The sequence below is a fragment of the Enterobacter cloacae complex sp. P40C2 genome (assembly GCF_014930695.1).
GTDB classification, from domain to species: Bacteria; Pseudomonadota; Gammaproteobacteria; order Enterobacterales; family Enterobacteriaceae; genus Enterobacter; species Enterobacter pasteurii.
Genome location: NZ_JADBRP010000009.1, coordinates 40,380 through 56,672 on the forward strand (window position 1 = coordinate 40,380; position 16,293 = coordinate 56,672).

The following is a 16,293-nucleotide window of genomic DNA, read 5'->3' on the forward strand; positions in this document are numbered from 1 at the left end:
CGCAGGCGGTGGCCCGGCGTTAAGCTTGCTACCACCAGCATGAAGTGTTAAAACGTGCCCCTTCTAAAAAAGAGACAGGGGTAGGGCGTGAAAGACGCGTCATCCGCTTCAGGCCGTGGTAGCGCTGAAGCCTCGTCGGATCAGAATCCGACGCTGCAACGTGGTTTGCAAAATCGACATATTCAGTTAATTGCTCTTGGCGGCGCGATCGGTACCGGGCTGTTTCTCGGTATCGGCCCCGCCATTCAGATGGCCGGTCCGGCGGTGCTGCTGGGTTATGCTATCGCGGGGATTATCGCCTTCCTGATCATGCGCCAGCTCGGCGAGATGGTCGTCGAAGAGCCGGTGTCAGGCTCCTTCGCACACTTTGCCTATAAATACTGGGGCCCGTTCGCAGGCTTCCTTTCCGGCTGGAACTACTGGGTAATGTTTGTGCTGGTGGGAATGGCCGAGCTGACCGCCGCAGGCATCTATATGCAGTACTGGCTGCCGGACGTGCCGACGTGGATTTGGGCCGCGGCCTTCTTCATCATTATTAACGCCGTTAACCTCGTAAACGTGCGCCTGTACGGCGAAACCGAGTTCTGGTTCGCGCTGATCAAGGTGCTGGCGATTATCGGCATGATCGGCTTCGGCCTGTGGCTGCTGTTCTCCGGCCACGGCGGCGAGCGGGCGACCATCGACAACCTGTGGCAGCACGGCGGCTTCCTGGCGACCGGCTGGAAGGGGCTGATCCTCTCCCTGGCGGTGATCATGTTCTCCTTCGGCGGGCTGGAGCTGATTGGCATCACCGCGGCCGAAGCGCGCGACCCGCACAAAAGCATACCTAAAGCGGTCAACCAGGTGGTTTACCGTATTCTGCTGTTCTATATCGGCTCGCTGGTCGTTCTGCTGGCGCTTTATCCGTGGGTGGAGGTGAAATCCGACAGCAGCCCGTTCGTGATGATTTTCCACGATCTGAACAGCAACGTGGTGGCGTCGGCGCTGAACTTCGTTATCCTGGTGGCGTCGCTGTCGGTGTATAACAGCGGGGTGTACTCCAACAGCCGCATGCTGTTTGGCCTTTCGGTGCAGGGGAATGCGCCGAAATTCCTCACCCGCGTCAGCCGTCGCGGCGTGCCGGTCAATTCGCTGTTCCTTTCCGGCGCTATCACCTCGCTGGTGGTGCTGATCAACTACCTGCTGCCGAAACAGGCCTTTGGTCTGCTGATGGCGCTGGTTGTCGCCACGCTGCTGCTGAACTGGATCATGATCTGCCTGGCGCACCTGCGCTTTCGCGCCGCCATGCGCCGCAAGGGCCGCGTGACGCAGTTTAAAGCGCTGCTCTATCCGGCGGGGAACTATATCTGTATCGCGTTCCTGGCGCTGATTCTGGTGCTGATGTGCACCATGGATGAGATGCGTCTGTCAGCGATGCTGCTGCCGGTGTGGGTAGCGTTCCTGTTTGTCGCGTTTAAGCTCTCTCGAAGGTAAAAGCAAAACGGCAACCTGGTTGCCGTTTTTAATGTCTGCCCCCCTCTCCCTGTGGGAGAGGGTCGGGGTGAGGGCACCAGACCGCACCCCGGCCGCACCCGTTTAAGCCCGGCGGCACTGCGCCTGCCGGGCCCTGATTATACCGCTCCACCTTTATCGTGACCCCCCTCCCAAATCTTCGACGATCCGCAGGATCTTTATTTTGTAATCGATTACTTTTTACGTGAACCGTTTTGTAATCGATTACTTTTTGAGGGTGGGGCTCATCATGGTGTCAACTGAAAGGGGTGAAAAGGCGATAACGCAACACCGGCTGCTGGTGCCGCGTCTGTCGCTGATGATGTTTCTGCAATTCTTCATCTGGGGTAGCTGGTCGGTCACGCTCGGCCTGGTAATGACCCGGCACAATATGTCTTTGCTGATTGGCGATGCGTTCTCCGCCGGGCCAATCGCCTCCATTCTTTCGCCGTTCGTGCTCGGGATGCTGGTGGACCGCTTCTTCGCCTCGCAGAAGGTCATGGCGGTGATGCACCTGGCGGGCGCGGCAATCCTGTGGTTCGTGCCGGGAGCGCTGATTGCCGAAAACGGCGCCCTGCTGATTGGCCTGCTGTTTGGCTACACGCTCTGCTATATGCCGACGCTGGCGCTGACCAACAATATCGCCTTCCACAGCCTGGCGAACGTGGATAAAACCTTCCCGGTGGTGCGCGTGTTCGGCACCATCGGCTGGATCGTGGCGGGCATTTTTATCGGCGTCACCGGCGTGGCGTCCAGCGTCACCATCTTCCAGGTGGCGGCGGCAAGCTCCGTGCTGCTGGCTCTCTACAGCCTGACGCTGCCGCACACGCCGGCTCCGGCGAAAGGCCTGCCGGTCAGGGTGCGGGATCTCTTCTGCGCGGATGCCTTCGCGCTGCTCAAAACCCGCCACTTTTTCGTCTTCTCCGTCTGCGCGATGCTGATCTCCGTCCCGCTGGGAACCTACTACGCCTATACCGCCTCGTATCTGGCGGATGCGGGTATTGCGGACGTCAGCACCGCCATGTCCTTCGGGCAGATGTCTGAGATCTTCTTCATGCTGGTTATCCCGCTGCTGTTCCGCCGCCTGGGCGTGAAGGTGATGCTGCTGATCGGCATGCTGGCGTGGTTCGTGCGTTATGCCATGTTCGCGCTGGGCGTCAGCGAGGAGGGACGCATCCTGCTCTATCTCGGCATTCTGCTGCACGGCGTCTGCTACGATTTCTTCTTTGTCGTCGGCTTTATCTATACCGACCGGGTCGCCGGTGAAAAGGTTAAAGGTCAGGCCCAGAGCATGATCGTAATGTTTACCTACGGCATCGGCATGCTGCTCGGCTCGCAGATTTCCGGCGCGCTCTATAACCGCCTGGTGGCCGGGCAGGCCGTGCCGCAGGCGTGGGTGACATTCTGGTGGATCCCGGCGGTGGCTGCCGCGGCGATCGCGCTGATTTTCCTTCTCACGTTTAGGTATGACGATGACAAGGCGTAACGTTCTGGAGGTGGTATGAAAACGATTAAGGGACCGGGTATTTTTCTGTCGCAGTTTATTGGTGAGAAAGCGCCATTCAACACGCTCGACGGGCTGGCCGAGTGGGCCGCGGCGAAGGGCTACAGGGCGGTGCAGATCCCCTGCAATCATCCGCACATTTTTGATGTCGAGAAAGCCGCAGAGAGCCAGGCCTACTGCGATGAAATCACCGCCAGGCTGGCCGCTCACGGGCTGGTCATCAGCGAGCTGTCGACCCATCTGGAAGGGCAGCTCGTGGCGGTGAACCCGGTTTACAGCGACGCGTTTGACCACTTCGCCCCCGCGTCCGTGCGCGGTGACGATGCGGCGCGCCGGGCGTGGGCAACGGAAAAGCTGATGCAGGCGGCGGTGGCGTCCGCCCGGCTAGGCCTGAAGGCCCATGCCACCTTCTCCGGCTCGCTGGCGTGGCCGTTTTTCTACCCCTGGCCGCCGCATAACGAGCAGCGTTTTCAGGAAGCGTTTCAGGAACTGGCTAACCGCTGGCGGCCGATTCTGGACGCCTTCGACGAGCAGGGCGTTGACGTCTGCTTTGAGCTGCATCCGGGGGAAGATCTGCACGACGGCGTGACCTTCGAGCGTTTTCTTGCCCTGGTGGATAACCATTCGCGCTGCAACATCCTCTACGACCCGAGCCATATGCTGCTGCAGCAGATGGATTATCTGACCTTCATCGACATCTACCATAAGCGTATTAAAGCGTTTCACGTTAAGGACGCCGAGTTTCGCCCCAGCGGGCGCAGCGGCGCTTACGGCGGCTATCAGCCGTGGATCGGCCGCGCCGGGCGCTTCCGGTCGCTCGGCGACGGGCAGATCGACTTCCGGGGCATCTTCAGCAAGCTGACCCAGTACGACTACGACGGCTGGGCGGTGCTGGAGTGGGAGTGCTGCCTGAAGGACGGCGATACCGGCGCGAGGGAGGGCAGCGAGTTTATACGCCGCCATATTATTCCCGTTTCCGGACGCGCGTTTGATGATTTTGCCGCAGGGGGCAACGATGATTAACGTCGGCATTATCGGCAGCGGGTTTATTGGCCCGGCGCATATCGAGGCGCTCAGGCGCCTCGGGTTTGTGCAGGTGGTGGCGCTCTGCGACGGATCGTTTACCCGGGCGCAGGAGAAAGCGCGCCAGCTTAACGTGCCGCACGCCTGCGGCAGCGTGGAGGAGCTGCTCGCGTACCCCGATCTGCACGTGGTGCACAACTGCACGCCGAACCACCTGCACGCGGAGATCAACCGCAAGATCCTGCGCGCGGGCAAGCACGTATTTTCCGAAAAACCGCTGTGCATGACCCCGGAAGAGGCGCGCGAGCTGGTGGCACTGGCGGAGCAGGCGGGCGTGGTGCACGGCGTGAGCTTCGTCTATCGCCAGTTTGCGATGGTGCGCCAGGCGGCGAGCATGATGCGCGCGGGCAGCGTCGGGCGGCTGTTTGCCTCGCACGGCAGCTATTTGCAGGACTGGATGCTGCTGGAAACCGACTACAACTGGCGGGTGGATGCAGCCCTCGGCGGCGCATCGCGGGCGGTGGCGGATATCGGCTCCCACTGGTGCGATACGGTGCAGTTCGTGACCGGCAGGCGTATTACAGAGGTAATGGCCGACTTATCCATCGTCTGGCCGACGCGTAAGGCCAGCGTGGGGGGAAACCAGACCTTCTCCCACGACGAGCGGGCGGAGTATGAAGACAAACCGGTTACCACCGAAGATTTTGGTTCGGTGCTGTTCCGCTTTGACGACGGCAGCAAGGGCAGCTTTAGCGTCTCGCAGGTGAGCGCCGGGCGCAAAAACCGCCTGACGTTTGAGGTAAACGGCAGCGAGCGGTCCGTCGCGTGGGATCAGGAAATCCCCCAGCGGCTGTGGATCGGCCATCGCGCGCAGGCCAACCAGGCGCTGAGCGACGATCCGGGGCTGATGAACCGCGATGTGGCCGACAGCGCCCACTTCCCCGGCGGGCACATTGAAGGCTGGCCGGATGCCTTCAAAAATATGATGGCGCAGTTCTACCGGGCGGTACAGGCGGGCGCGATGCCGGAGGCGCCGCAGTTCGCAACCTTCCATGACGGCGCAAACGTGATGTATATCATTGATGCCATTGTGAAAAGCCATCAGCAGCAGCGCTGGGTGCGCGTTGAACAATGACGCGTTGCCCGGTTCGCCGGGCAACAAATTTATGATAGCCTGCACTAAACGCTAACCGCAGGATGTATCGTCGCTATGTCAATTCAGAAAATCGCTCAGCTGGCCGGGGTATCCGTGGCGACGGTCTCCCGCGTGCTGAATAACAGCGATACGGTGAAGGCGAAAAACCGCGAGCGCGTTATGCAGGCGATCAGGGAGAGTAACTACCAGCCCAATCTGCTGGCGCGTCAGCTGCGCACCGCCCGCAGCTATATGATCCTGGTGATGGTCTCGAACATTGCCAACCCGTTCTGCGCCGAGGTGGTTAAGGGGATCGAAGCCGAGGCGGAGAAGAACGGCTACCGGATCCTGCTCTGCAACTCCGGCTCGGATATTGAGCGCTCCCGCTCTGGTCTGAGCCTGCTGTCCGGCAAAATCGTCGACGGCATTATCACCATGGACGCCTTCTCGAAGCTGCCTGAACTGGCGGCCCTCATCGGCAGCGCGCCGTGGGTGCAGTGCGCGGAATACGCGGATGCGGGGGCGGTTTCCTGCGTGGGGATTAACGACGTCGATGCCTCCCAGCACGTCGTGAGCCAGCTTGCCGACGGCGGGCGCAAACGTATCGCCCTGATCAACCACGACCTCAGCTATAAGTATGCGCGCCTGCGCGAGCGCGGCTATAAAAGCGTCATTCACCTGCGGGATCTCGACTATCAGGCGGTGGAGTACGCCAGCGAGCTCAGCTCCGGCGCGGGCATGGCGGCGATGCAAAATCTGCTGAAGGAAAATCCGCCGGATGCGGTATTTGCCGTTTCCGATACGCTGGCGGCGGGCGCGCTGCGCGCCATTCAGCAGGCAGGGCTGCGGGTGCCCGAGGATATCGCGGTTGTTGGTTTTGACGGCACCGAGCTGGCGGAGATGATTTCACTCACCACCATCGAGCAGCCCTCGCGGGATATCGGGCGCAAGGCGGTCGATCTGCTCTTGAATAAGATCGACAACCCGGATGCGCCCACGGAAAGGGTGATGATGGGCTGGCGCTTTATTTCCCGCGCCAGCGCCTGATTATTTAGCGATAACGCCCGCCAGGGAGCGAATATCGTTCCCGGTTGGCGACTGGTGAATGCGCAGGCCAAATTCATCCACCACCGCGAATATATGGTCGAAAATGTCGGCCTGAATATCTTCATATTCCGCCCAGATGACCGTGTTGGTGAAGGCATATATTTCAATCGGCAGGCCGTTGGCATCCGGCGCCAGCTGGCGCACCATCAGCGTCATATCTTTGCGAATGCGCGGATGGTTACGCAGATATTCGTTCAGGTAGGCGCGGAAGGTGCCGATATTGGTCATCTTGCGCAGGTTTAATACCGATTCCCCTTCGCCGTTCTGCTGATTCCACAGGTTAATTTCCTCATGGCGCGCGGCCAGATAGGGCTTCAGCAGCTTCGCCTGAATCAGCTTCTGCTGCTCCTGCTCGTCGAGGAAGTGAATGCTGGTGGTGTCGATATTCAGGCTGCGCTTGATGCGGCGGCCGCCGGAGGCGGACATGCCGCTCCAGTTGATGAACGCGTCGGAGACCAGCGCCCACGTCGGGATGGTGGTGATGGTGTTATCGAAGTTGCGCACCTTCACGGTGGTCAGGCCGATGTCCGTCACCGTGCCGTTGGCGCCGTATTTCGGCATCTCCAGCCAGTCGCCGAGCTTGAGCATGTCGTTGGCGGAGAGCTGAATACCGGCAACCAGCCCCAGAATGGGGTCTTTAAATACCAGCATTAATACCGCCGCCATGGCGCCCAGGCCGCTTATCAGAATGGCGGGAGACTGGCCGATCAGCAGGGAGATAATTAAGATCCCCACCAGAATGGCGCTCACCAGCTTGATGCCCTGGAATATCCCCTTCAGCGGCAGCTGTGACGCGGTGGCCATTTTCTGCGACAGGTTAAAAATCACGTCCAGCAGCGAGAAGAAGGAGAGCAGGGCATATACCATCACCCACAGTTTCGCGCAGGTGGTGAGCATTTCCGCCGCTTCGCTGCCTTTTTGCAGCCACAGAACCGCCTGAACGTTGACGATTATCCCCTGAAGGGTAAACGCCAGACGGTGAAATAGCTTGTTCTGGGTAATGATCTGCAGCCATAAATGGCTGCTGGCCCGCGCGCGTTTCTCGAAGGCGCGAAGCACCACTTTGTGCAGAATAAAATGAACGATAAGGGCAGTAAGAAAAATAATACCAAAGATAATCACTAAAGAGGTGGTGTGATTAATTTCAATCCCTAACTCTTCAACCTGAGCAATTAATTCCTGCATAACGTCTCCTGTATTGATGCAGCCCCATAATGGCGGCTGCGGATCTATTATGCAAATTCGACGGCTTATTTGGCCGCCTGACAGGCCTTCACTGCCGGCAGGCGCAGGCGATGGCGCATGCACAGCGTCGCCAGCGCCAGGATCGCCATCAGGCCGGTCTCCACCATAAGGAAGACGTTAATGGCCTGGGTATAATCGCCGTGATCATTATGCAGCCCGTGCAGCAAAATCGCGCCGAAAATGGCCGGGCCAAGCCCCAGCGCGGCCTGCTGCAGCGTGCTTAAAATCGCGCTCGCGGCCCCCGCGTCGTCGGGCTGGATATCGCGCATCCCGATGCGATAGAAGCTGTTCACGATCAGCGCCTGCCCGTAACCCACCAGCCCGGTGGCGGGAGCCAGCGTCAGCGCGGTATTTTGCATTCCCCAGTAGCGGAACGTGGCCATCAGCGCCAGCAGGCCGACTATCTGAACGGCCAGCCCGCTCAGCAGGATGGCGCTGGTGCTGTAGCGGGCAATCAGGCGTGGGGCGAACCAGGCGGAAATAAAATAGGTCACCCCCAGCGCGATAAAGCTGTTCCCGGACTGCCACGGCGCCATCTCCAGGCCGCTCTGCATGGTCAGCGCCATGCAGAACATAAACCCGGACCAGACGCTGAAAAAGAGCATCGCAATTAATACGCCAAAACGAATGCTGGGAAGCTGAAGCAGGCGCGGCGGGATCAGCGGATGTGCGTCATCGCGCTCTTTTTTACGCGCGTTCAGCACCATCAGGTATCCCAGCGGGATAATCGCTATCAGCGCGGCCTTCAGCGGCCACGACCAGTGCTGCTGCGGGCCGAGCGCCATCGGGAACAGCAGGCAGCAGAGAATAAGCGCCAGCAGGACGGTGCCGGTCCAGTCGATGCGCGACGGCGTTTCGCGACGGGTTTCCGGCACGTAGCGACGGCTCAGCGCCAGCACCGCCAGGCAAATCGGTACGTTTATAAAGAAGGCGTTGCGCCAGCCCAGCCCGGCGATATCCGCCGATACCAGCCACCCGCCGCCCATCTGGCCGACGATAAACGCAATCCCGCCGATGCCGCCGAAGAGGCTGATGGCTTTGGCATGCGCGGTGCCTTTGAGCGTCACGTGCAGCGTGGCCAGAATTTGCGGCATTATCAGCGCCGCGCCTGCGCCCTGAACGATTCGCGCGGCCAGCAGCTGTTCAATGTTGCCCGCCATGCCGCACAGCAGCGAGGCCAGGCCAAAGCTCGCCACGCCCCACATAAACAGGCGACGGCGGCCAAGGTTATCCCCCAGCCTGCTGCCGGGTGCCAGGCAGACGGCAAAGGCCACCCCGTAAAGCGCGACAATCAGCTCCAGCTCGGTGGCGGTGGCGTGTAAGGAGCGCGTGATGGCGTCCAGCGCGACGTTCGTTATCGAGGTATCAATCAGCGGCAGCATCTGGCCGGTTAACAGCAATATCAGGCCTGCGCGACCCGGTGAAACAACTGACGTATTCATGGTGACTCCATTGCGTCAAACAGCGTAGAGTCGTAGCATCAACCATCTGATAAACGGGTACCAGTTCTTGCTTATACTGGTATTGCCACTACCATGCAGGAGCATTTATGGCGCTGATGTCTGAACCCGTCGTCTCTCTCCAGGATGACACCCGCAAGCAGCTGGGCGCTTTTCTGCGCGCCCGGCGCGAGAGCCTCGATCCCCAGCGCCTCGGCCTGCCGCGCAGCGGTCGCCGCCGCACGCCGGGGCTGCGCCGTGAGGAGGTAGCGATGCTCGCTGACGTCGGCGTGACCTGGTACACCTGGCTGGAGCAGGGCCGGGACGTCAACCCGTCGAGCGCGGTGATGGCCGCCGTGGCGAAAGCGCTGCAGTGCACCCCGACCGAGGCCCGACATCTTTTCGTGCTGGCGGGTTTGCCGCCGGGCGAGGCCCCGCAGGCGGTCTGCTGCGAGGGCATCAGCGAAGGCACGCGCCGCCTGCTCGATACCCTGATGCCGAAGCCTGCCAGCATCCAGAAACCGAATTTCGATATCGTGGCGTGGAATGCGAGCTTCGGGCACCTGATGGGCGTTGATTTCAATGACATCCCCCCGGAAGACCGCAACTGTATTTACCTGTTCCTCACCCATCCGGCGTGGCGCGCGCGGCTCGGCAAGCGCGACGACGTGCTGCCGGTTTTTGTCTCCTACTTCCGCGCGGCGATGGCCGAGCACCGTGGCGACCCGCTCTGGGAAGCGAAGCTGGCGCGCTTCTTTGCGGTGTCTGAGGAGTTTAAAGCCCTGTGGCACCAGCGCAACGACGTGCGCGGCGTGGAGAACCAGCTCAAGCTGTTTACCCATCCGGAGCTGGGAGATTTTACGCTGCAGCAGATGTACTGGTACTCCGCGCCGCGAAACGGCTCGCGGCTGCTGGTCTATTTACCGGTGGACGAGGCGGGGGAGAGGGCGATGGCGTGGCTGGAGGCGCGGGGGAAATAATTTTTTGCGAGACGCTTTCAGGGAAATGACGCGGATTCGGCCCAGACCGCTAAAAGCAGGTAAGGTAGGTCAGGAAAGGCAAAATTAGCCTTTAATGCAAATTGCCTTATATGCTAATATTATCAGGGATGATACGCCGTGTTCAGACTTGTGGTTCATGAGGCCGTCAGAGAAGAGATCCTCTCATTGCCTGCGGGGGTACAGGCGAAGCTGATTCGCCAGCTTGATAAATTACGCACTAACCCGACCGTACTACGGGAGCCTGACAGCAAGCCGTTACCCCATGGCTTGTTTGAAATAAGAACCGTCGGGCTGATCCACAGCCGTGGGATCTACGTATACCAGCGGGAAAGGACCATTTTTCTGCTGCGAGTGTTTATCAAGAAAACGCAAAAAACGCCCATCGCTGAACTTCGTCTGGCATTGAAACGACAACAGGAGATGTTGGATGAGCAAGAAGATTATTGACTGGGACGTATTAAGAGCAGAGCTGCTAAGCGATTCTGCGGTGCGGGATTCTTTTGATGCTGAAGCGCGCAAGGAACGCCTGCGAAAGATGCTGGCGCAGTGGCGCGACCATGCAGGCCTGACGCGCGCTCAGGTGGCGGAGCGTATGGGCGTCAGCGCACCGACGGTATCAAGAATGGAAGCGAATATTACCCGGGCGAGTCTTGATACGTTAACGCGTTATGCTCTGGTATGCGGGGTAAAGCATCCGCAGATAACGCTTTACTGAAAACAGGCACGCCGGTACCCGGCGTGCCTGAAGCGCTTAGCACTCCGTCACAATCGTGCTCAGCGGCAGGCGAGACTTCGGCAGCGTGGCGTTGAAATCCTCCACGCTGTGATGCCCAACCGGCACCACCACCAGGCTGGTGAAGCCTTTCTCTTTCAGGCCGAACTCTTCGTCGAGGATAGCGGCATCGAAGCCTTCAATCGGCACCGCGTCCAGGCCCATCGCGGCCACGCCCAGCAGGAAATTACCGACGTTCAGGTAAACCTGCTTCGCCATCCACTGGTCGTCATCTTTCAGATCGACGCGGTGCATGTCGGCAAAATAGCAGCGGCCTTTATGGTTCGCGGCTTTCGCTTCTGGGGTGTTAAAACGACCGTCGGCCTCTTCCTGATCGACCACGCGCTCAAGCCAGGCGTCGTCCATCGCGGTTTTCGCGCAGAACACCACCACGTGAGAGGCATCCATGATTTTGCGTTCGTTAAACACATAGGTTCCCGCCGCAGATTTTGCCACGCGCGCTTTACCTTCCTCAGTGCTGGCAACAATAAAGTGCCACGGCTGGGAGTTCGTGCTGGATGGGCTGTATTGCAGCAGCGTTTTGATGTTTTCCGCTTCTTCAGCGGTCAGTTTTTTAGCCGGATCGAACGCCTTGGTAGAGTGGCGTTTCAGGGCGACAGAAATGATATCCATAACAACTCCTGGTATTAACATTCGCCCGCTGGCGGGCGTGAAAGGCATGCAGATTACCGCGCGAAGCGGGAAAAGATAAGTGCGATTCGAGCGCTTAACCTGTTCGTTTCAGACGAACAATCAGGCCGGGCGTATCCACTTCTGGTCTTTTTTCGGCAGTTTGTCGACGACCAGATTCCACGAGTCCGCGATCAGGTCGGTGACCAGTTCGGGCGTGATGTCGTCGGTGCCGTAAACGGAGATCCAGTGCTTTTTATTCAGATGGTAACCGGGCTCAACGCCGCGGTAGATCTGCTGATTTAACAGTGATTTTTCCGGATCCGATTTGAGGCTGACGTGAGGCCGTCCGCGGACGGTAGCCATCAGCATAAAAATCTTGCCGCCAACCTTAAACACGTCGTACTCGGGGCCAAACGGCCAGCAGTGTTCGGTAAAAGGCATCTCCAGCGCCACGCGTTTTGCGTGCTCCTGCAGTGATTTACTGTCCATCGTTATCTTCCTGGGCAAGCCCGCGCCACATGGCCTCAAAGCCCAGCGCTTTAAAATCAAGGGCACGGGACGGATCGCGGGTGGCAAACTCCATGGTGGTTTCCGCCAGCGATAAGAAAATGGCATCACCGAAGGTGCGGAACTCGTCAGACATAAACACCGGCCGGACCGAACGACGACACAGCTCGTGTAGCTCCGGGAACATGTCTTTCACCGCCTGCTCCGTTTCGGCGTTCAGCTTTTCACTGACGCCGATCTGGCGGATGGCCGCATGCGCCACGGGGTTACGAATGCCCCAGTCCACGTAGCTGTTCCAGATATTTCGGGTGTGCTCTTTCGGCAGGGTGATGGTGCGATCGAGGTTCGCCAGCATGGTCTGGCAGAGATCCTGCTTCAGGTGCAGGTAGAGGGCATTCAGCAGATCGTCTTTGGTAGCGAAGTAGCGAAACAGCGTACCTTCAGCGACGCCCGCGTTACGGGCGATTAACGCCGTTGAGGCGGCAATACCTGACTGCGCAAATGCAGCGGTTGCTGCTTCCAGTAAGGCCTGTTTTTTATCTTCACTCTTCGGACGTGCCACTAAATTTTTCCTCCCGTCAATTGTAAAAACCCCGATTGAACCACGAGCTTTGTTACGCCGCAACGCGGAATGTCAAAGATCGAAAACCTTCTTGACGACGTAAGCTTCCTATCTATAATGAGTGCTTACTCACTCATAATCAAGTGTCACCTGCGCAATCCACCGGACGGGGCGCGTTGGCGGGTCAGGACATGAAAAAGCCTCTATTCATCTGCGTGGTGTTAGTCATGATTATTGCTTCAGCTGCCAGTTTACCGTTTGTTCTGAATGCCGGATTTGGCCAGCCACCGCAGGGTGCGCAGCTTACCGAAGTGGAAGCCTCACCGCAGTATCGCGACGGGAAATTCCACAACACGCTCCCTACGCCGGGCTTTACCGGGCAACAAAATATGCTGGTGGCGTGGTGGCAGTTCCTGACCCGTAAAACCGAAAACGCCCGTCCCGCGCAGCCGCTGCCGCTGGTGAAAACCGATCTCGCGAGCCTGCCGCCTGAGCAGGACACGCTGGTGTGGCTCGGCCACTCGTCCTGGTATATGCAGCTGGCGGGACAACGCATCCTGATCGATCCGGTTCTGGGTAACTACGCTGCGCCGTTTTCTTTCCTCAATAAAGCCTTTGCGGGGGAGTACCCGTGGAGCGCGCAGAGTATGCCCGAAATTGACCTGCTCATTATCTCTCACGATCACTACGACCATCTGGATTACGCCACCATCCGGGCGTTACTGCCGAAGGTAAAGCGCGCGGTAACGCCGCTGGGCGTGGGATCGCATCTGCGCTACTGGGGGATGGATCCGGCGATCGTCAGCGAGCGCGACTGGAACCAGTCGGTGCACATTACCGATGATCTGACGGTGCACGTGCTGCCGGCGCGCCACTTCTCCGGGCGCGGCATTAAGCGTGACCAGACCCTGTGGGGCAGCTTTATGTTTGTCACCCCGGCGCAGAAGATCTACTACAGCGGTGACTCGGGCTATGGCCCGCACTTCAAAGCCATCGGCGAGCAGTTCGGCGGGGTGGACCTTGCCATCATGGAAAACGGCCAGTACGACCAGGACTGGAAGTACATCCACATGCACCCGGAAGAAACCGCGCAGGCCTCGGCGGATCTGAATGCCAAAGCGGTCGTGCCGGGGCATAACGGACGTTTCGTGCTGGCGAAGCACACCTGGAACGATCCGCTGATCCAGCTGGCGAGAGCCAGTAAGGATAAAAACTACCGGCTGCTGACGCCGGAGCTGGGCGAGCCCGTTCGGGTGAGTGATACCACGCAAGAATTTCGCGAGTGGTGGGAATAATGTTCAAGCGAGAAGCAGAGGGGGAGAGCAGTATGACGATTTCCGCTCAGGTCATTGAAACCATTGTCGAATGGATCGATGACAATCTACACCAGCCGTTACGCATCGAGGAGATTGCCCGCCACGCGGGTTACTCAAAATGGCATTTGCAGCGGCTGTTTATGCAGTACAAAGGCGAAAGTCTGGGGCGCTACATCCGCGAACGCAAGCTGCTGCTGGCGGCGCGCGATCTGCGTGAATCAGATGAACGCGTCTACGACATCTGCCTGCGCTACGGCTTTGACTCGCAGCAGACGTTTACGCGCATCTTCACCCGCACCTTCCACCAGCCGCCCGGCGCGTACCGCAAAGAGAATCATAGTCGGGCGCACTGAAATACCTCTCTCGTCACCCTCTCCCCAAAGGGGTTAGGGTGAGGGGACAAACCCTTCCTGGCAGCGATAATTCACCCTCTCCCTACTAAACGTCCTTCGACTGTAATAATTTGATGATATTGCAAATCATTAACATTTGCATTAGCGTTAGTGCCAAATTTCGTTCTGGAACAAGCATTAATGAAAAGGGTATGGAGTGGGTTGCTGATGGGGATCGGCGCGCTGCCCGCCGTGGCGGCAACGTGCGAACAGTCGTCCCTGCTGGGAGACGTTCAGGGAAAGTTTGACGCCAGCGGAGAAGTCTGCTTTTTGCTGCCCGAGCTGGGTGAAAATTACGTTTCCGCCACGCTGAACGGCGTGACGGATGCACGCCTGCTGGACGAGCAAAACCGCCGCATCCGTACGCTGGTCGAAAGCGGGCCTGCGGATGGTGAGCACACGCTGCTTTTTGCCCTGCCGGTGAAGCAGGGCACCTCCCTGCTGCTGCGCGGCGAGGCGGGCAAGCCGTGGCGTTTTCAGTGGCGCATGAAAGAGACCTCCGCGTTACCGCGCGTGCAGATGCTGGAGCCGGAAAGCCCGACGCTTCGGGCGCTGGCAAAAACGGTGGCTGCCGGTGGCAGTACCGACGCGTTCTGGCAGGCGCAAATCCGGGAGGGAACGCCGATGGTGGAGCCGGTGGACGCGCGCCACAGGCGTGTGACCTTCCTGTGGCGCGGCGCGCGGAATAACGTCTTTATTCTCGGCTCTCCGGCGGGGGATCACGATCCGCTGTTCAGACTGGGCAACAGCGACGTCTGGTTCCGCAGCTACGTGGTGCCCGCCGACACGGTGATGCAGTACAAGCTCGCGCCCGATGTGCCGATCGTTGAGGGCTCCCCTCGCGACCAGCGCCGCGCGATCCTGGTGAGCGCGCAGGCCGATCCGCTTAATCCGAACGCCTTTGGGGAACAGAAGTCCGATCGCTGGAATCGCTCATCCCTGCTCGATCTCAGCCCGGCGCGCTATTGCTCCGTCCAGGCTACGGCACAGCCGCTGGTGCACGGGACGCTGAGCCGCCAGATGCTGAGCAGCACCATCCTCGGCAATTCTCGCGAAGTGACGATCTACAAACCGCGCGGCGCACAGCCCGCACGCTGGACGTTAATCCTCTTCGACGGACAGATTTATCAGGACGAGTATCATTTTGCCAACGCGCTGGATGGTCTGATTGCCCGCCATCGCCTGCCGGCGATTAACGTGGTTTTTATCGACAGCCTCGATCATGCCCGACGCGGCAAGGAGCTGCCGCCGAACCCGGATTTCGCCGATTTTATGGCGCACGAGCTGCTGCCGTGGCTGCGCGGGCAGGGCATTGCGATGCAGCGGCAGAAAACGGTGCTGGCGGGGTCAAGCTACGGGGGCATTGCGTCGTCATGGGTGGCGCTGCGCTACCCGCGCCTGTTTGGCAACGTGCTGAGCCTTTCCGGCTCTTACTGGTGGGCGCCAAAGGGCGAAGCGCCCGGCTGGCTGACGCGTCAGTACCAGCAGTCGCCGCACTATCCGGTACGCTTCTGGCTTCAGGCCGGGAAGTTTGAAACCGCGGGGCCGGGCGGCGGCATTTATCGTACCACCCTGGATTTTGAACAGATTCTGCGGGAGAAAGGCTACCGCGTCAGCTTCCATCCGTGGTCCAGCGGGCACGACTATGCGGCCTGGTGTGAAGCGCTGATCCACGGGATGCGCGATTTCACCGGCTTACGACGCCAGTGAAAACCAGCGGCGCCAGACGAAACGCAGGATAAAGAACTCGATGGCGCCGAGCGCTAAAAACCACAGGCAGAACAGGATGGTGTAAAGCTGATTCAGATCGACCATGTGAAAGGTCTGAACCAGCTTTTGTGCCAGCACCAGCCCAAGCGACGGCGCGGGTAACAGCAGGCAGGAGAGCAGGGCCAGCAATAAGATGCCTCCCGCGGTAAGCAGCGATTCTAACGGGTGTTTCATCGTAATGTTAATCGTCAGTTAAAAATGTCATTGTCCGGCATCCTGAAACGTAAAGCAATATAATCCCGGCGGGCAAAATTGAGTCAAAGGCCACCGTTATTCTGCGAATAAATAACCAGAAAAGAATATTATTCCCGGGGCGATTAAATTAATATCGCGTTATGTAAATAAACGTATTTCTTACGAAAATAATTTTACAAAGCTATAGGTGCTATAGCCAAT

The 16,293-nt window shown here is 59.1% G+C and carries 17 protein-coding genes; 11 read left to right on the forward strand and 6 right to left on the reverse strand.

The genetic code is table 11. From position 1 onward, the window contains the following. The first annotated feature begins 87 nt into the window (after window positions 1-87). From pheP to IM304_RS15670, 5 genes are all read left to right on the forward strand, one after another. Window positions 88-1,473: a phenylalanine transporter gene (gene pheP, locus IM304_RS15650; RefSeq protein WP_176610990.1), complete on the forward strand. Its 1,386-nt coding sequence runs from the start codon at window positions 88-90 to the stop codon at window positions 1,471-1,473. A gap of 268 nt (window positions 1,474-1,741) precedes the next feature. After that, window positions 1,742-2,977, forward strand: coding sequence for an MFS transporter (locus tag IM304_RS15655; protein WP_176610989.1), 1,236 nt, complete (start codon window positions 1,742-1,744; stop codon window positions 2,975-2,977). Between the two features lie 15 nt (window positions 2,978-2,992). Then, window positions 2,993-4,018, forward strand: coding sequence for a sugar phosphate isomerase/epimerase (locus IM304_RS15660; protein ID WP_193355953.1), 1,026 nt, complete (start codon window positions 2,993-2,995; stop codon window positions 4,016-4,018). Continuing rightward, on the forward strand, window positions 4,011-5,153 hold the full coding sequence (locus tag IM304_RS15665) for a Gfo/Idh/MocA family protein (protein ID WP_193356034.1): 1,143 nt from the start codon (window positions 4,011-4,013) through the stop codon (window positions 5,151-5,153). The genes IM304_RS15660 and IM304_RS15665 overlap by 8 nt, the downstream gene beginning before the upstream one ends. 75 nt (window positions 5,154-5,228) lie before the next feature. Further along, complete coding sequence (locus IM304_RS15670; protein WP_176610987.1) at window positions 5,229-6,200, forward strand: LacI family DNA-binding transcriptional regulator; 972 nt, start codon at window positions 5,229-5,231, stop codon at window positions 6,198-6,200. On the opposite strand, the gene IM304_RS15675 is transcribed toward IM304_RS15670, so the two are convergent. Together IM304_RS15675 and IM304_RS15680 are read right to left on the reverse strand one after the other, a co-directional pair. Continuing rightward, a complete protein-coding gene (locus IM304_RS15675; protein ID WP_148419370.1) occupies window positions 6,201-7,445 on the reverse strand; it encodes a mechanosensitive ion channel family protein in 1,245 nt (414 codons plus the stop codon). It lies immediately after the preceding gene. Window positions 7,446-7,510: 65 nt separating this feature from the next. Further along, the gene (locus IM304_RS15680) at window positions 7,511-8,947 is read right to left on the reverse strand and encodes an MFS transporter (protein ID WP_193355954.1); all 1,437 of its coding nucleotides are present in this window, start codon (window positions 8,945-8,947) and stop codon (window positions 7,511-7,513) included. Between the two features lie 107 nt (window positions 8,948-9,054). Between IM304_RS15680 and IM304_RS15685 the strand changes: the two genes are divergently transcribed. From IM304_RS15685 to IM304_RS15695, 3 genes are all read left to right on the forward strand, one after another. Beyond that, window positions 9,055-9,924, forward strand: a complete 870-nt coding sequence (locus tag IM304_RS15685) for a helix-turn-helix transcriptional regulator (protein WP_193355955.1) — start codon at window positions 9,055-9,057, stop codon at window positions 9,922-9,924. A gap of 138 nt (window positions 9,925-10,062) precedes the next feature. After that, window positions 10,063-10,392: a type II toxin-antitoxin system RelE/ParE family toxin gene (locus IM304_RS15690; RefSeq protein ID WP_176610984.1), complete on the forward strand. Its 330-nt coding sequence runs from the start codon at window positions 10,063-10,065 to the stop codon at window positions 10,390-10,392. Continuing rightward, window positions 10,373-10,660, forward strand: a complete 288-nt coding sequence (locus IM304_RS15695) for a helix-turn-helix transcriptional regulator (protein ID WP_193355956.1) — start codon at window positions 10,373-10,375, stop codon at window positions 10,658-10,660. Before IM304_RS15690 ends, IM304_RS15695 begins: the two co-directional genes overlap by 20 nt. Window positions 10,661-10,696: 36 nt before the next feature. Here the strand turns inward: IM304_RS15695 and nfsB are convergent, their stop codons facing one another. From nfsB to IM304_RS15710, 3 genes are all read right to left on the reverse strand, one after another. Further along, entirely contained in the window at window positions 10,697-11,350 is a 654-nt protein-coding gene (gene nfsB, locus IM304_RS15700) for an oxygen-insensitive NAD(P)H nitroreductase (protein WP_193355957.1), read from the reverse strand. A 120-nt stretch (window positions 11,351-11,470) separates the two neighbouring features. Then, window positions 11,471-11,839: an MmcQ/YjbR family DNA-binding protein gene (locus IM304_RS15705; protein ID WP_193355958.1), complete on the reverse strand. Its 369-nt coding sequence runs from the start codon at window positions 11,837-11,839 to the stop codon at window positions 11,471-11,473. Continuing rightward, window positions 11,829-12,419, reverse strand: coding sequence for a TetR/AcrR family transcriptional regulator (locus tag IM304_RS15710; RefSeq protein ID WP_148419363.1), 591 nt, complete (start codon window positions 12,417-12,419; stop codon window positions 11,829-11,831). The genes IM304_RS15705 and IM304_RS15710 overlap by 11 nt, the downstream gene beginning before the upstream one ends. Before the next feature lie 191 nt (window positions 12,420-12,610). On the opposite strand from IM304_RS15710, the gene IM304_RS15715 reads away from it, so the two are divergent. From IM304_RS15715 to IM304_RS15725, 3 genes are all read left to right on the forward strand, one after another. Further along, entirely contained in the window at window positions 12,611-13,714 is a 1,104-nt protein-coding gene (locus tag IM304_RS15715; protein WP_193355959.1) for an MBL fold metallo-hydrolase, read from the forward strand. Between the two features lie 32 nt (window positions 13,715-13,746). Next, a complete protein-coding gene (locus tag IM304_RS15720) occupies window positions 13,747-14,088 on the forward strand; it encodes a RamA family antibiotic efflux transcriptional regulator (RefSeq protein ID WP_148419361.1) in 342 nt (113 codons plus the stop codon). Between the two features lie 180 nt (window positions 14,089-14,268). Next, window positions 14,269-15,837: an alpha/beta hydrolase-fold protein gene (locus tag IM304_RS15725; protein ID WP_193355960.1), complete on the forward strand. Its 1,569-nt coding sequence runs from the start codon at window positions 14,269-14,271 to the stop codon at window positions 15,835-15,837. Here IM304_RS15725 and IM304_RS15730 read toward each other — a convergent pair. Further along, window positions 15,823-16,071, reverse strand: a complete 249-nt coding sequence (locus IM304_RS15730) for a DUF1158 domain-containing protein (RefSeq protein ID WP_176610978.1) — start codon at window positions 16,069-16,071, stop codon at window positions 15,823-15,825. The two genes, IM304_RS15725 and IM304_RS15730, sit on opposite strands and share 15 nt — an antisense overlap. Window positions 16,072-16,293 lie beyond the last annotated feature (222 nt).

Excerpts from the sequence above, each read along its gene's own strand:
- IM304_RS15695 (WP_193355956.1), top strand. The coding sequence starts at position 10,373 with ATGAGCAAGAAGATTATTGACTGGGACGTATTAAGAGCAGAGCTGCTA.
- IM304_RS15680 (WP_193355954.1), bottom strand. The coding sequence starts at position 8,947 with ATGAATACGTCAGTTGTTTCACCGGGTCGCGCAGGCCTGATATTGCTG.
- nfsB (WP_193355957.1), bottom strand. The coding sequence starts at position 11,350 with ATGGATATCATTTCTGTCGCCCTGAAACGCCACTCTACCAAGGCGTTC.
- IM304_RS15665 (WP_193356034.1), top strand. The coding sequence starts at position 4,011 with ATGATTAACGTCGGCATTATCGGCAGCGGGTTTATTGGCCCGGCGCAT.
- IM304_RS15725 (WP_193355960.1), top strand. The coding sequence starts at position 14,269 with ATGAAAAGGGTATGGAGTGGGTTGCTGATGGGGATCGGCGCGCTGCCC.
- IM304_RS15685 (WP_193355955.1), top strand. The coding sequence starts at position 9,055 with ATGGCGCTGATGTCTGAACCCGTCGTCTCTCTCCAGGATGACACCCGC.
- IM304_RS15670 (WP_176610987.1), top strand. The coding sequence starts at position 5,229 with ATGTCAATTCAGAAAATCGCTCAGCTGGCCGGGGTATCCGTGGCGACG.
- IM304_RS15675 (WP_148419370.1), bottom strand. The coding sequence starts at position 7,445 with ATGCAGGAATTAATTGCTCAGGTTGAAGAGTTAGGGATTGAAATTAAT.
- IM304_RS15705 (WP_193355958.1), bottom strand. The coding sequence starts at position 11,839 with ATGGACAGTAAATCACTGCAGGAGCACGCAAAACGCGTGGCGCTGGAG.
- IM304_RS15660 (WP_193355953.1), top strand. The coding sequence starts at position 2,993 with ATGAAAACGATTAAGGGACCGGGTATTTTTCTGTCGCAGTTTATTGGT.
- IM304_RS15720 (WP_148419361.1), top strand. The coding sequence starts at position 13,747 with ATGACGATTTCCGCTCAGGTCATTGAAACCATTGTCGAATGGATCGAT.
- IM304_RS15715 (WP_193355959.1), top strand. The coding sequence starts at position 12,611 with ATGAAAAAGCCTCTATTCATCTGCGTGGTGTTAGTCATGATTATTGCT.
- IM304_RS15730 (WP_176610978.1), bottom strand. The coding sequence starts at position 16,071 with ATGAAACACCCGTTAGAATCGCTGCTTACCGCGGGAGGCATCTTATTG.
- IM304_RS15655 (WP_176610989.1), top strand. The coding sequence starts at position 1,742 with ATGGTGTCAACTGAAAGGGGTGAAAAGGCGATAACGCAACACCGGCTG.